Genomic DNA, 14,330 nt, shown 5'->3' with positions numbered 1-14,330 from the left:
TGCAGTACTGCATTCGGCGGAATCGTGCGTGTTTCTACTGGTTACGCGCGGGTCGCTTGCAGTGGGTGCGCGGCGAGCGCCGGTTCCGGTGCGGTGACTTCGATGCCTGCATCGCTCGTATCCGGCGCGTTGAAGTAGACCATTGCTGCCCTCGCCTCGACCTGCTGTTCGGTCACTGCGAGCTGACCTCGCCCCTTGGAGAAGAACGCCGTCAGCCAGGAGATCACGGTGGTCAGTCGGCTGCGGAAGCCGACGATGTAAAGCAGGTGGACGAGCAGCCACATGACCCAGGCGATGAACCCGGTGATCTTGATCGGACCGACTTGCGCGACGGCGCTGAAACGAGACACCGTGGCCATCGAGCCCTTGTCGAAGTACTTGAAGTCACTGCGCGCAGGCATTTTTCGGCCCGCCCGTACAGCTTCGACGCCATCTTCGATGACCCGTGCAGCATAACGTCCGCCCTGAATAGCAACCTGCGCGACACCGGGGAGCTTGTCGAGACTCATCATGTCGCCGACCACGAACACCTCTGGATGACCGGGAAGCGTGAGGTCCTTGCCCACCAGCACGCGCCCGGCACGGTCGACCTCGGCTCCAGACTGATCGGCGAGTTGCTTGCCGAGGGGGCTGGCGGCAACACCGGCAGACCACACCTTGGTGCGCGCCGAGATGCGTCGGATCGTTCCGTCGGCGTGCTTGACGGACAGACCGTCGGCGTCGACATCGGTGACCATCGCCCCGAGCTGAATGTCCACGCCCATCTTGGACAGCCGCTTCGCGGCGGCCTGACCGAGGGAATCCGCGAACGGCGGCAACACCTTCGGGGCCGCGTCGAGCAGAATGATGCGCGCGTTGCGGCTGTCGATGTGGCGGTAGGTGCCGTCGAGGGTCTTGTGTGCGAGTTCGGCGATCTGGCCTGCCATTTCGACTCCGGTAGGTCCGGCACCGACGACGACGAAGGTGAGCAGCCTTTCGATCTCGGCTGGATCGGTGGCGGCTTCGGCTTGATCGAATGCGCCGAGGATGCGTCCGCGTAGTTCGAGGGCGTCGTCGATGGTCTTCATTCCGGGTGCGTACTCGGCGAAGTGGTCGTTGCCGAAGTAAGACTGGCCCGCGCCCGCGGCGACGATGATGCTGTCGTACTCGGTGACGGTGATCCGCTCGAGGAAGCGTGAGGTGACGACCTTGTTATCGATGTCGATGGTGGTGACGTCGCCGAGGACGACCGACGCGTTGTGCTGGTTCTTGAGGATCAGCCGTGTCGATGGAGCGATCTCGCCCTCCGAGAGGATGCCGGTGGCCACCTGATAAAGCAGGGGCTGAAAAAGGTGGTGGGTGGTCTTCGCGATGAGAGTGACGTCCACATTGGCCTTACGCAACTGTTTCGCCGCGAACAATCCACCGAACCCGGAGCCGATGATGACGACGTGGTGTCTGTGGATGCGCTGCGCGAGAGCAGGGGTGAGCTCGGGCGTGTCAGATACGAGAATCGTGGTGTCCTTCCATATCCGGGACGGGGATACGGCTGTCGAGCATTCGCCGAATCAGGAAACCGTCGGGGTCACTACTGTGCGCATCCGCTGCAGTGGTAGGTGCTGTCACAGATACGCCTTCTTTATCCACCATCCGGCGAGTCAAGTCCAATATCGAAACTCGATACCGCTTATTGATCTCAGCAATTCAGACTGATGCAGAAGCTCTTGCCCGCGACCACGGTGCCTCGAGATCTCGAGCTGGTACTCGATGACAGAGACTGTCCCACGCGTCCAACCAGCCCCGGCGCGGGGTGCCCTGTACTTCGTGTTCCAATGGCCAGACGCCGTAGCGAAACGGATCGCTTAGCGTGGCCTGGGGACTCGAGCTGGAATCAACTAATACGGGTATGCCGTTTCGGGTCAAGACCATGACGGAGCAGAAGATGGTTGCGTCTAGGCGTACGTGTAACGAGTGCCGGTGGTCGTTAGGTGCCGTCGACGACGACGTGCAGCGTTGCGAAGGCTGTGTTCGGCGGCATCGGGTAGCTATCCGCCTGGGTTGCAGTCGTGGACGGTTCGGCCCTCGGATCGGTACCGAACAGGATTCTCGTCGCGGTACGACGTGAGTCGAATGAATCTGGGCAGTCCGCTCGGTGATGGATCGATTGTCGGATGCGAAAGTGCACTAGGGTTCACCCATCAACTCGACGAGAAGACGGCAATGCAACTTTGGTGAGGTGAACAGAAATTCGTGTGAGCACATGGAACGTCAATTCCATCAGGCAACGACGAACTCAGTTCGTCGATTGGCTCGATTTGCGGCGACCCGATGTAGTTTGCTTGCAGGAAACCAAGGTCTCGGATACTGATTTTGCAAATTTGCTCGACGTCGATTTGTCTGAACGTGGATACGAGTACTCGCATACAGGGGAGGGTGGGCGAAACGGCGTAGCCCTCCTCTCTCGTGTCGGACTCGATGACGTTGCATCGGGATTGGCGGGTTCGCAAGGTAGGGCCGTCATGGCTACGTGTGCCGGGGTGAGCTTTCATTCTCTGTACGTTCCCAGCGGGCCTGGCGATGCGTCTCCCAAACATCGTTACAGGCTCGAATGGCTGGCTGCCTTGTGCGAACTGGTTGCAACTGGTCCGGATACGGTGGTGCTGGCAGGCAACCTGAATGTCTCGCCGTCTCTGCTTGATGTGTACGGACCCGAGGCCTTCGAGGTCGGCGTGGCGGCTACCGAAGAAGAAGCCGCTGTCGCTCTGCGACTGACGTCTTTGGGGTTGCACGATGTGGTACGTCAGCGGTGGCCTGACGAGCGTGTGTTCACCTATTGGGATTATCGAGCCGGAATGTTTCACAAGAATCTTGGGGTGCGTTACGACATCATCCTGTCGGGTGCTCCTGTGGCACAACGCGTGTGTGCGGCCTGGGTAGATCGCGGTGCCCGAAAAGGATCACGACCCAGCGACCACGCCCCAGTGCTGATGGACCTGGATGTGGCTCCCGATGGAGACCTCGGTCCGATGGTCCCACCCCCTTCGGGCGCAAGGTGAAGCTGCCGTTGCACAGCGGACTCTATCCTGCAGCACCGCACGGAGACCGACGTCAAGGAGAAGTTACTCTTTTTGCCTATAAGTCGTATTGCCTTTCGATACTGGACTTGGCTCTGGGAAAGCTGTCAAATTGGTCCGAGGTCGTTCTTGGAAGTCCGATCTCCGACCGTCAGCCGATACTCACACGATCTCGAAAGCAGCTGAATGACCACGAACACGAGAGGAACGATCGCAGAAGACTGTCAGGTCTCAGGGCGTTACGACTCGGGTCCGAACCGCAGCTGTATCCACGTGATCAGCGATGGGGCAGCAGACTGCTACCCGATGACATGCCTCGTTCGCCTAATGCAAGGCGGGGATATTCTGGTCCTGGACGATGATCATGTGCGGGTAGGTTCGTATGCGTCTGGAACGTGGACAATCGATGTCAAGCAATCCGGAACGGTCCGCAGGAATGATGCGGACGCCGTGACCTAATAACGGTCCGCCTCGGCGAGGAATTCTGTCGGGATATTAGGGTCAACTTCATCGATCGGTAGACATCTGCTTCATCCGACATACGGTTGATGTGTGCACTTTCCAGCCGGCTATGCCACTCGATCCTCACCCCAGCCGAGACTGCGACCTCGTCGCGGCGTAGCCCCGCACCAGCACGGAGTCAACGTCCTCGGAGCCTAAACGAGCCCGCCGTGTCGTCAGAAAGCTCTGCACGGCAAATCTGTTTTCTACCTCGTCCACCTGTCCACAACACGGCGAGCTTCGTATCAGCGGGGTGTGTCGGGCACCCCCCCGTAGTCCCGGCCTGCCTCCCCACTCGAAACCACGCTTGCACGTTCACTATCGCTGGTCAGTCGGGTCTGGCTGATCGGAACCCGATCAAGAAGGAGCTCTAGTCGCCATGGCACAAGAAGAAGGCGATCTCACGTTCTCTCCATCGACCGAGGTCACGCGAACTCCCGTTCGGTACAAGAACCGATACGGGATCGTCATCGCCGCCGACCTGTACACGCCGAAGGACGTCGACAGGTCGGTTCCGCAATCGGCAATCGTGATCGGACCGCCTTATGGTGGAGTGAAAGAGCAGAGCCCCGGTGTGTACGCCAACGAACTCGCCAGACGCGGGTTCGTCGCCCTTGCATTCGATCCCTCCTTCAATGGGGAAAGCGGCGGTGAATCACGGCACGCGTCGTCGGCCGAAATCTTTGCTGAGGATTTCAGTGCAGGAGTCGACTATCTGGGATCGCTCGGCTACGTCGACCGCAACCGAATCGGTGCTGTCGGCATTTGCGGAAGTGGGGGCTTCGCGCTGAACGCAGCCCAGGTCGACCCTCGAATCAAAGCTGTTGCAACTTCCGCGTTATACGACATCAACCGCATCGCGCGAGGCGGATGGCTCGACTCCCAAACCGACCAGGAGCGTCGGGCAGCACTGCAAGCCATCGCCGCGCAGCGCTGGTTGGACGTAGATTCAGGTGAGCCGGCGCTGACGCCGGTCTTTCCCTCCGAGTTCAATCCCGACGCCGTCGATCCGGTCACGGCGGAATTCCACGAGTACTACGTGACCGACCGCGGTCGCCACCCTCGGTCGATCGGCGGATTCACTGTCACAAGTAGTCCCTCGCACATCAACTTTGGCGCGTTGGCTCATTTGCCGGACATCTCGCCGCGGCCGATCCTGTTGATCACAGGCGAGCATGCTCACTCTCGATACTTCAGTGACACAGTCTACGAGCAGGCTGCCGAGCCGAAGGAGCTTGTCGTGGTCCCTGGCGCTCGACACATCGACTTTTACGATCGCACAGACCTCATCCCGTTCGACAAGATTTCACAATTCTTCAGCGAAAGCTTTGTCCGATAATCCACTGACGACCGGCGCGTCGATCTGGTGCGGGAAGCGCGACGCGTTCATGTGGTGGTCGCAACGAGCCCCTCGTCTCTCCTGCTCCTCGAACGGAGTAGCCCATCCCAGGGCTGCGCGGGTGCGGGGGTTCAGTAGGACCGCGACCACGTCGGATCGCTCGGGGTCGTGCGCTGACAGGTCGGTACCTTTTTGACGTACTGACGGAGCAGACCGTTGGTGTTCTCGTGGGTGCCCCTCTGCCACGGGGAGTGCGGATCGCAGAACTGGATCTGCGCTCCCGTGGCGATTTTGATCTCGGCATATCTGGCCATCTCCCCGACCCTGATCCCTGCCAAGCGAAGGGTCCAGGTTCGCAGGCAGTTCCGCGATCTTTGCCCTCATCGCATCATTGACCCACGACGCCGAATAAGCGATGGGCAATACACAAACATCACCACTTGCGTCCAGATCGTCGACCCGCCCTTGGTCTCGATGATCAGATCATCCTCCTAGTGGCCGGGAACGCTTCGATCGGCGACATCGGCGGGCTGGTCGGAGATGTTGAGCATCCGCGGGATTCGCGCTCGGTGGTACGCACGTGCGTAAGTTTCACAGGTTCGCCCGTCAGGGGATTGCCTGCGCAGCTCCTTGGGCTTCCGGCTTCACTTTGACCATAGCGGGTTCGGTAGATCGTTTCGTGCGATGCACGCACCTTCGCCGAGTGGGGAACTTCCTTCCTCAATGTCGCCGAGATCTGCTCGGCGAGTTCTCCATTCGAGAAGCACCTGCACCCGTTCCCGAAGCAGCTGGTCGATGCCAGCTACGAGATTTTGGGTTGTGACTGACTTACGGGCAGCACGCTGGGCCCGGTGATCCTTGCGAGGACCACTGAATAGCTGTGCTGTTCGAATTCTCGAATCAGGATCGGCGCTGCTGGGTCCAGGCGCGGCGCGATGGCGGGCATTGTCCACTCGTCCCGGACGCCGTTGGCGATGAACTCCAGTTCCTCGAACGACAAGAATCGGCCTCTCGACCGAGGCGTCGACCGCGGCCGCACACCAGTGCTACGCAGTGACCAGAGCGGCATCCGAACCTGACGTGAGAAACCCGGGTGAATCAACACGCATATTCGCAGGTATCAGGCACGTTGCGACCGCCGCTCGAGTCCGCCCGCAGCTGCGCTGTGTTCCCGGGGGAGGCGGGGCAGAACGGATCCGGTTCGCCCGGATGCGTACCCCGGACCGAGGCTTCGCGGCCGTCGCTGTGGATTCTTCGCGTTGTTGAGAGACAGCTTGAAATGTCAGCGAGGCCGTGTAACCCGGGCTGGGGTGAATACCGGACGTCACCGATGGTCCTCGATGTGGTTCAGGCGCATAACTGCATCGTCATCGTTGCCTGACCGAAGTCGGCTTATGCCAACCCCAGGAGAACTCGCCGATTGTTGTCGACCCCGACGGATTTGCCGAAACGAGCTGCCCTACAACGCCAGTGCCGGCAAGCGCGGGACCTCTGCCCAGTCGACCTGCTGGCGCTGGTCGTGGTTCTCGATCTGAAGCGACCGCCCCAGCCGGTGGGTTCACGGGCCTTGACGGCATCCTCTATATATGAAACGCTCTTTCATGTACGAAAGTGCGTCTCATCACATCCAACGTCAGGTGTGAGCTTGAGCGCCTCTGCCGATCAGTAGGAGATTGAGTGATGTTGCGATTTGAAGGACGGACTGTCGTTGTGACAGGCGCGGGTAGCGGAATTGGTGCCGCGACCTCGGCTCGGTTGATCGACGAGGGTGCGACCGTTGTCGTCGTGGACGTGACGCAGGAGGCGGTAGACGCGGCAATCGCCAACGTGTCCAACGCAGACCGCGTGCACGGAGCGGTGCTGGATGTCTGCGACCACGCCGCAGCCGTGAATCTTCTCGACACGACGCGACAGAAGCTCGGCGGTATCAATGGGCTCGTCAATTGCGCCGGAATCACCGGTGCAGGAACAATCGTCGACCTTGACCCTGAGGCGCATCGCAAGATCATGTCTGTCAATCTTGACGGCACAATAAACATGTGCCAGGCCTTCGTGCTGGCCGTGAAGGACGCCCAGGGACCGCGGGCGATCGTGAATATCTCCTCAGGGGCAGGCATTCTCGGTGTGCCGAACCGGCTCTCGTACGTCGCGTCTAAGTTCGCGATCTCCGGAATCACGAAATCGATGTGCCCTGAGTTGGGACCGTTAGGGATACGCGTCAATGCGGTGGCCCCCGGAATGACCAGAACACCGCTCACCGACTACATGATGAACGACCCGGTGAAGGCTGCATCGATCAACGCAAAACATCCAATTGGTCGAATCGGTTATCCCGAAGAAATTGCGGCGGCGATCGCTTTTCTGCTCAGCGATGACGCCAGCTTCATGACGGGCTCAGTCGTTTCGGTGGACGGCGGACAGACCGCTTGCCTCTAGGGGCACAGAAGTGGTGGTGCTTGGTCACCACCGACACTTTGTATCGGCGGCCTGCTGTTTCGAGATCTGCATTGCCGTCGAAACGGCCACCCCGATAACCCGAAAACACCAATCACTTAATTGGAGAAAACTGACGATGACGAATCGTGACCTCTCTCAGGACCTTGCAGAGTTCGCTGCAAACACCCGATATGTGGACTTGCCGCTTGGCGCGGTCGAGGCCGCCAAGAAGAGCATTCTCGACACAATTGGAGTAATTCTGGGCGCAAGTGGAATGGAGCCCGCTGTCAGACCGATCGTCGAGCTTGTCACCGATGCGGGTGGTAAGGAAGAAGCAAGCATCCTCGGCTTCGGTGGCCGCGTCCCCGCCGCGGCCGCGGCCTTCGCGAACGGCACTCTCGCACACGGTCTCGACTACGACAGTCAGACTCCGTGGGGTGCGCACCCGGACAGCTCACTTGTGCCGGCTCTCCTCGCTCTGGCCGAACGCAAGGGCTCCGTGACCGGCAAGGACCTCATCACTGCGGTGGCGATCGGGCAAGAGTTGTTCATCCGGCTCCGTTGCAATGTCGGATGGAACATGGACTGGAATCTGTCGAGTGTCGTCGGGACGTACTCGGGCACTGCCGCCTGTGGCTCCTTGATGGGGCTGACCGCAGAGCAAATAGCCCACTCGTTGGGCATCTCGAGCCTCACCGCGGGCGGCACCATGGAGCAGATATTCGGTGTCGGTAGCGATGTCCGTGGTCTGTACGCGGGATTCATTGCTCAAAGCTGTGTGAATGCAACTCTCCTGGCAGGGAAGGGTATGCATGGAATGCAGAACCTCTTCGAGGGGGAGGCCGGAATTTTCAATGTCTACTTCGGTGGCAATTTCGACCGTGCGAAAATGCTTGCGGGCCTGGGAGTCGACTACCTGAGCGAAGGCATGACGTACAAGTACTGGCCAGCGGTCGGAAACGCGCACACATATATTCATGCCGCAATCGAGCTGGTACGCGAAAACCCCTTCGACGCTGCCGACATCGCCGAGGTCAGAGTGTACGTGGGCAACTTCGCAGAACGGATGGCTCTCCCACTCCACGCTCGACAAGCACCTCAAACCATGATGGACGCTAAGTTCTCGCTACCGTTCACAGTCGCAGTAGCACTGGTGAAGGGATCGATGCTTCTGTCCGACTTCTCTATTGACACTTTGAAAGATGCTGAAGTCCTTTCGGTGGCGAGCAAGGTGGTTCCGGTACAGGATGCCGAACTCAACTGGGATCTGAAATTGCCGGATGGCAAAGTTGAGGTGCAACTTCGTAACGGACAAATCTTTACCCGCCGGGGTTCCGATGTTCCAGGCACGCCGGAGCGACCGATGACTGTAGAAGAGCTGGCCAAGAAGTTCGATGACTGTGCACGTGTGTCTATTCGGCCATTACCGACGGATGACATCGACCGCGTGACGACCCTGCTCTGGGGGTTGGAGGAGTGCAACAACCTGACCGAAATCATCGAGCTCGTTCGCTGAGCGGTCGTTGTCGTAGAAGTATTGATTTCCTAAATTCCTGTTCAAACCATTCTGGTCCAATCAAGATGGAGGTAGCGCGGTGACTACAAATCCTCAGCCGGTAAGTTCGCCGGTCGACGGCAAGGCCGTTGTCAGAAAAGTACGCAAGACGATCCTGCCGATTGTCTTTCTGCTGTATGCGTTCAACTATATGGATCGTTCATCGATCAGCTATGCCCAACTCACGATGGGTAGTGAGCTCGGCATCGATGTGGCAACCTACGGTGCAATTGCGGCAATTTTCTTTCTCGCTTACGTGCTCTTGGAAGTTCCGAGCAATATCATCCTTGCTCGGGTCGGTGCGAGGGTATGGCTGGCGCGGATCGCGATTACCTGGGGCTTGGTCACTGTTGCAACCGGATTCGTACACTCCGTTACCCAACTGTACGTCGCACGAATTTTGCTCGGCATCGCTGAAGCGGGGTTGTTCCCGGGGCTAATTCTGTTTTTGACGTTTTGGTTCCTCAACAACGATCGCGGCCGCGCGATAGGTGTGATGGCACTTGCAATGCCGTTCGCCCTCATCGTCGGTAGCCTCAGCGGTGGGCTAATTCTCGATCACGTCGAATGGTTCGGGCTCAGTTCATGGCGCTGGATCTTCATCCTGCAAGGCTTGCCCCCAGTCCTGCTCGGAGTGTGGATCTTGCTGACGTTGGCGGACCGTCCGAACAAAGCGAAGTGGCTCAACGACGATGAGAAAAATTGGCTGGAGACTTCGATTGCGGACGAGTACGCGGCAATGCCGGACGACGATCAGGAGCACTCGAGTGAGCTCAAGACACTGAAGAATCGCAAGGTTCTCTACCTCGGACTCATCAATGCCCTTGCCGGAGTTGCCACGTACGGCATGACGTTCTTCCTCCCGCAGGTTGTGTCCCAGCTGAATCCGCAATATTCACCCACCAGCATCGGAATTTACGGAGCTATTCCGTACGTCTGCGGTGCCATCGTGATGTTGCTCTTGGTTCGGTACGCCGATATCAGTGGTCGACGAAAGCCGATTGTTCTGCTCTGCTTTGCCACTGCGATAGTAGGTCTTGTCACAACGGGTGTCTTCCGAGACTCGCCGCTGCTGGGGATGATCGGATTGATACTGCTTGCATGCGGCGTCATCGGGAACATTCCGACATATTGGGCCTTGATCAGCGAGGTTCTGACCAAGCGCCAGGCCGTTGTCGGTATTGCAGTGATCAACTCGCTCGCCTCCGCAGGCGGGTTTTTCGGACCGTTCCTCATCGGTAAGATAGCGACCCCCGGCGACATCATCGTCGGAATGAGCGTCCCGTTGGTCGCACTATCTCTGGCCTTCATTCTATTGCTTTTCGTCAAGGTTCCGCAGCGAGACCCCTCGCGCAGTAACCGGATCGAAAAGGCGCAGCGGAGCTGAGCCGATTGAGTTGAAACGGTATCCGATTCAAGATCAGTGTTTCCAACTTGCTCCAGCTCCCATTCTGCGGGAAAGGCTTTCGCAAGTCTGTACCAACAACGACCGAGCATGGTCTGGATCTACATTTCCGGTTCCCGTCAGTCGGTGTATGAACGGGGTAGTCATCGCAGCCACGGCATTGCCGGTGAAGTCGAAGACAGGTGCAGAAATGTTCGTGACACCTTCGATCGTAAGGGATCTGCCTTGACAGTAGCCTGCTGCCCGTACCTGGGCGAGATCTGCTAAAAACCTGGTGCGTTGGTCATTGTCACCGGGCCCGGCAAGGGTAAGTAAAATGTCGAGGTCGCCGGGATCCATTTGCGAGGCAAGTACCCGGCCGGATGCGGAATTATCGATCGGAATAAGCGCACCCAGCCGAACGGTGTGCACGTTGGTATCGGGGCAATCGACCTGAGCGACGACGAGTAATTGACCAGAATGAAGGATGCAGAGGTGAATGCTCTGGCCGATACGATTGGCAAGCTTTTGCATCTCGCTCCCTGCAATTGCAGTGAGACGCTGAATCGTAGGGGTGCGGTGCGCCATCTCGAACAACTTTGTCGTCAGTCGGTAACGGTCGGCTTCATCGACCTGGACGTAGTCTCGCTCGCGCAGCACCATCAGAACTCGGAAGATCTCAGATGTCGTTCTTCCCAGTTGCTTACCGATTTCGGCCTGAGCAAGACCGTCTTCGGTTGAAGCGAGAAGCTCGAGAATGTCGAGACCCTTCGCCAGGGCGGGCGCTCGGTACTTCTGATCCTGTGCTTCTGCGCTCAATTCCTAGCCCAACTTTCGCGGTAGTCGTCGTGATTTCCGAATAGTTTCATATATGAAACGTCGGGTCAAGAAGCATCGCGAAGATACGCGGGCAATAGGAAGCGGCTATCCGGGTGTTCGGATGTCGGTATTGGACGTGGGTCTACGGACAGGGGTTAATGGGATCAGGGGAGTTGTGATCGAAGCAACATCGATACCAAAAATCGATCAGCTATTCCGTATCGGGACGTTCAGGCCCCGGTCCACCGCAGCGACCGCCTGGCGACTCAATGGAGAGATTCGGAGAATGAAGTGACCACAGGTAGTCAACCCAAGTCGGCGGTTCCTATCCCGGCCGCGCGTACGCATCCCAGAACGATGGAGACTCGCGCCGTCGTGAGTGGCACGCTGGGGTCTGCTCTGGAGTATTTCGATTTTGCCGTGTACGGCGCTCTCGCCGCCACACTGTTCCCGGTCCTGTTCTTCCACAGTCTGGGGTCGACTGGTGCGCTCCTGGCGTCGTTCGCGACGTTCGGCGTCGGGTTCGTCGCACGACCGGTAGGTGCGGTGGTATTCGGCCATCTCGGTGATCGACATGGGCGTAAGCCCGTTTTGTTCGCCACGCTGATTCTCATGGGCGGCTCGTCGATCCTGATCGGTTTTTTGCCGACGGGACAGGGGTTCGTTATTGCCGCTGTGCTCGTGGGTCTCAGGTTCGTTCAAGGATTTTCGTTGGGCGGCGAAGCCATCGGAAACCAACTCATGACGATGGAGCACGGCGACAAGAGCCGGCGAGGACTACTGGGCTCGTTCATCATCGTTGGCTCGCCGGTCAGTCAGGTACTCGCGAACCTCGCTTTGGTCGTTCTCAGTGCAACACTCAGCCAGGAGCAATTCGAGTCGTGGGGTTGGCGGGTACCGTTCCTCGGCAGCATCCTTATCGTCGTCGTAGCCGTCTTCATTCGAATGAAGCTCGAGGAAACCCCGGCGTTCGTCGTCAACAGTGCTGTCGAGCAAAAGATCGAGAAGTCCCGCAGTGCCGGACTGTCGGTCTTGAAGACGCACCCCCGCAAGGTTTTCATGCTGACTCTTGCCTGGGGCGGCTCGTCACTCAGTTTCTACTTGATCGCGGTGTACGGGCTGAGCTACCTTCCGAGTGAGACGGGGATGTCCTCGCAGACGGCGTTCGTGATCCTGATGATTGCCAACGGCGTATCCATCCTCTTCTCGATCGCCGGTGGATGGGTGTGTGACCGCATCGGACGTAGAAGAGTCTTCTACATCGGACTTGCAAGCTGCTTCGCCGGAATCTTGCTCTTCTTCACCCTTGCCAGCGCGAACGCACTCGTCACAGGCTTGATAGTGACCTTGGTCTTGTGCTCCATTCAATTCCTCAGCGGCGCTCAGCCTGCACTGTTCGCGGAGCAGTTTCCGACCGAGGTGCGCTTCTCAGGCGCTGCCCTGTCGCATACGTTCGCCAACCTGATCTTCTCGGCCCCGGCACCATTCGTTGCAGCAGCTCTCGCCGCCGTAGGTGGCACAAGCTTGGTGATGGTGTTCACCTTGGCAGTGATTGTCGGATCCGTATACGCGGTGTCCAATCTCGACGAGGGCCGTCACATCGAGCTGGCCGAATACACGACCGACGGAGTTGCCGCCACAGTGCACGGTGCAGCCGGAGCTCGACCTGCGCCGTGATCGAACTCGCAAGGGCATTTCTCGCATGACAAATCGCACGAAGGGAACCGACTATGAAGAAGTATCAGCTGTTCGTCGACGGAGATTGGGTCGACCCCGACGGAGGGAAATGGACCGACACCGTCGATCCTTATCGAGGTGAAGCGTGGGCACAGATCCCTCTCGGTAACCAGAACGATGTCACACGGACGGTATCGGCAGCGCGCCGCGCAATGACCGATGGACCGTGGTCGTCGATGTCGGCATCGGCGCGCGGGAAGATCATGCGCCGGTTGGGTGATCTCGTCCTCGCGAACGCCGATCACTTGGCAGCCGTCGAGGTTCGTGACAACGGAAAGCTTCTCGCTGAAGTCAACGGACAGTTGGCGTCGCTTGCTGAGGTTTGGTACTACTACGCCGGGTTTGCTGACAAAATTCAGGGATCGACAATTCCCATAGAGAAGTCCGATTCGGTTGCTTTCACGTACCGAGAGCCGATCGGGGTTGTCGCAGCTCTCACTGCGTGGAATTCGCCGCTGTGGTTCGCGGCGGTCAAGTGTGCACCGGCTCTGGCCGCCGGGTGCACCGTGATCGTGAAACCGTCGGAATTCGCTTCTGCCAGTACATTGGAATTCGCCGAGCTGACCAGGCAGGCCGGGTTCCCAGCCGGTGTGTTCAATGTCGTGACAGGACTCGGCCCGGACGTCGGCTCGGCGCTCGTGGAACATCCCGATGTCGCGAAGATTACCTTTACCGGGTCCGATACGACCGGGGCACAGGTGTACGAGAGCGCCGCCCGCACGATGAAGCGCGTGTCGCTCGAACTGGGCGGAAAATCACCGAACATCGTGTTCGAGGATGCGGATCTGGACAAGGCTGCGACAGGAGTGGTCTCGGGGATTTTCGGTGCTTCGGGCCAGATGTGTTCCGCCGGGTCGAGGTTGCTCGTCCACAGTTCCATCAAGGACGCGTTCACTGAAAAGTTGGTGGAGATTGCCCGCAGCATCCGACTCGGCGATCCGAACGATCCACTGACCAATGTGGGCCCCATCGCTACACCACCGCAATATCGAAAAGTACTGGACTACATCGACATTGCAAACGCCGAAGGAGCTCGTTGCCTTCTCGGCGGAAAGCCGGCCAGTGGCTCGGATCTGACCGGTGGTCAGTTCATCGAGCCGACAATCTACACAGACGTCACCAACGACATGCGGATCGCGCAGGAGGAGGTGTTCGGCCCCATCCTTTCGATCATCGAATTCGAGGACGAGAAGCACGCGATCGCCCTCGGTAACGACGTGGCGTATGGCCTCGTGGCTGGCGTGTGGACCGAAAACGTCGGGCGCGCGCTACGAATGTCGAAGGCCCTCGACGTCGGCACCGTGTGGGTGAACACCTACCGTACGTACAGCTACATGGTTCCATTCGGCGGTACCAAACAGTCCGGTTTGGGTCGCGAACACGGAATCGAAGCCGTGGACGGATATCTCGATACCAAAAGCATTGTTATCGCCACCGACGACGGTGCACCATCCAATGCTTTCGTGATGCGCTGAGTCGGATCGTTGATCGTTGAGATCGGAATAC

10 protein-coding genes are annotated in these 14,330 nt (G+C 58.8%); 7 read left to right on the top strand and 3 right to left on the bottom strand.

Annotated features, from left to right (window positions below):
• Positions 1-41: 41 nt before the first annotated feature.
• Positions 42-1,493, bottom strand: a complete 1,452-nt coding sequence (locus tag CH305_RS01470; RefSeq protein ID WP_094702231.1) for an NAD(P)/FAD-dependent oxidoreductase — start codon at positions 1,491-1,493, stop codon at positions 42-44.
• Positions 1,494-2,231: 738 nt separating this feature from the next.
• Here CH305_RS01470 and CH305_RS01460 point away from each other — a divergent pair.
• Both CH305_RS01460 and CH305_RS01455 read left to right on the top strand, forming a co-directional pair.
• The gene (locus CH305_RS01460) at positions 2,232-3,035 is read left to right on the top strand and encodes an exodeoxyribonuclease III (RefSeq protein WP_256983445.1); all 804 of its coding nucleotides are present in this window, start codon (positions 2,232-2,234) and stop codon (positions 3,033-3,035) included.
• A gap of 898 nt (positions 3,036-3,933) precedes the next feature.
• Positions 3,934-4,893 carry an alpha/beta hydrolase gene (locus CH305_RS01455; protein WP_037189049.1) on the top strand — a complete coding sequence of 320 codons (960 nt, stop codon included), beginning with the start codon at positions 3,934-3,936 and terminating at the stop codon, positions 4,891-4,893.
• A gap of 131 nt (positions 4,894-5,024) precedes the next feature.
• Here CH305_RS01455 and CH305_RS28865 read toward each other — a convergent pair whose 3' ends face one another.
• The gene (locus CH305_RS28865; protein WP_052047443.1) at positions 5,025-5,207 is read right to left on the bottom strand and encodes a hypothetical protein; all 183 of its coding nucleotides are present in this window, start codon (positions 5,205-5,207) and stop codon (positions 5,025-5,027) included.
• A gap of 1,366 nt (positions 5,208-6,573) precedes the next feature.
• Here CH305_RS28865 and CH305_RS01440 point away from each other — a divergent pair.
• The 3 genes from CH305_RS01440 (at position 6,574) to CH305_RS01430 (ending at position 10,271) form a co-directional block, all read left to right on the top strand.
• Positions 6,574-7,329 carry an SDR family NAD(P)-dependent oxidoreductase gene (locus CH305_RS01440; protein WP_094702227.1) on the top strand — a complete coding sequence of 252 codons (756 nt, stop codon included), beginning with the start codon at positions 6,574-6,576 and terminating at the stop codon, positions 7,327-7,329.
• Between the two features lie 136 nt (positions 7,330-7,465).
• Complete coding sequence (locus CH305_RS01435) at positions 7,466-8,845, top strand: MmgE/PrpD family protein (protein ID WP_037189052.1); 1,380 nt, start codon at positions 7,466-7,468, stop codon at positions 8,843-8,845.
• A gap of 79 nt (positions 8,846-8,924) precedes the next feature.
• The gene (locus tag CH305_RS01430) at positions 8,925-10,271 is read left to right on the top strand and encodes an MFS transporter (RefSeq protein WP_256983444.1); all 1,347 of its coding nucleotides are present in this window, start codon (positions 8,925-8,927) and stop codon (positions 10,269-10,271) included.
• Positions 10,272-10,304: 33 nt separating this feature from the next.
• On the opposite strand, the gene CH305_RS01425 is transcribed toward CH305_RS01430, so the two are convergent.
• A complete protein-coding gene (locus CH305_RS01425; protein ID WP_094702223.1) occupies positions 10,305-11,087 on the bottom strand; it encodes an IclR family transcriptional regulator in 783 nt (260 codons plus the stop codon).
• A gap of 291 nt (positions 11,088-11,378) precedes the next feature.
• Between CH305_RS01425 and CH305_RS01420 the strand changes: the two genes are divergently transcribed.
• Positions 11,379-12,764 (top strand): MFS transporter, encoded by a 1,386-nt coding sequence (locus tag CH305_RS01420; RefSeq protein ID WP_143545223.1) that lies wholly within the window; start codon positions 11,379-11,381, stop codon positions 12,762-12,764.
• Between the two features lie 53 nt (positions 12,765-12,817).
• Positions 12,818-14,299: an aldehyde dehydrogenase gene (locus CH305_RS01415; protein WP_094702219.1), complete on the top strand. Its 1,482-nt coding sequence runs from the start codon at positions 12,818-12,820 to the stop codon at positions 14,297-14,299.
• Positions 14,300-14,330 lie beyond the last annotated feature (31 nt).

The sequence above is a fragment of the Rhodococcus sp. 15-649-2-2 genome (assembly GCF_002258645.1).
In the GTDB taxonomy this organism is placed as follows: domain Bacteria; phylum Actinomycetota; class Actinomycetes; order Mycobacteriales; family Mycobacteriaceae; genus Rhodococcoides.
This window is presented reverse-complemented; position numbering and strand designations above follow the sequence as displayed.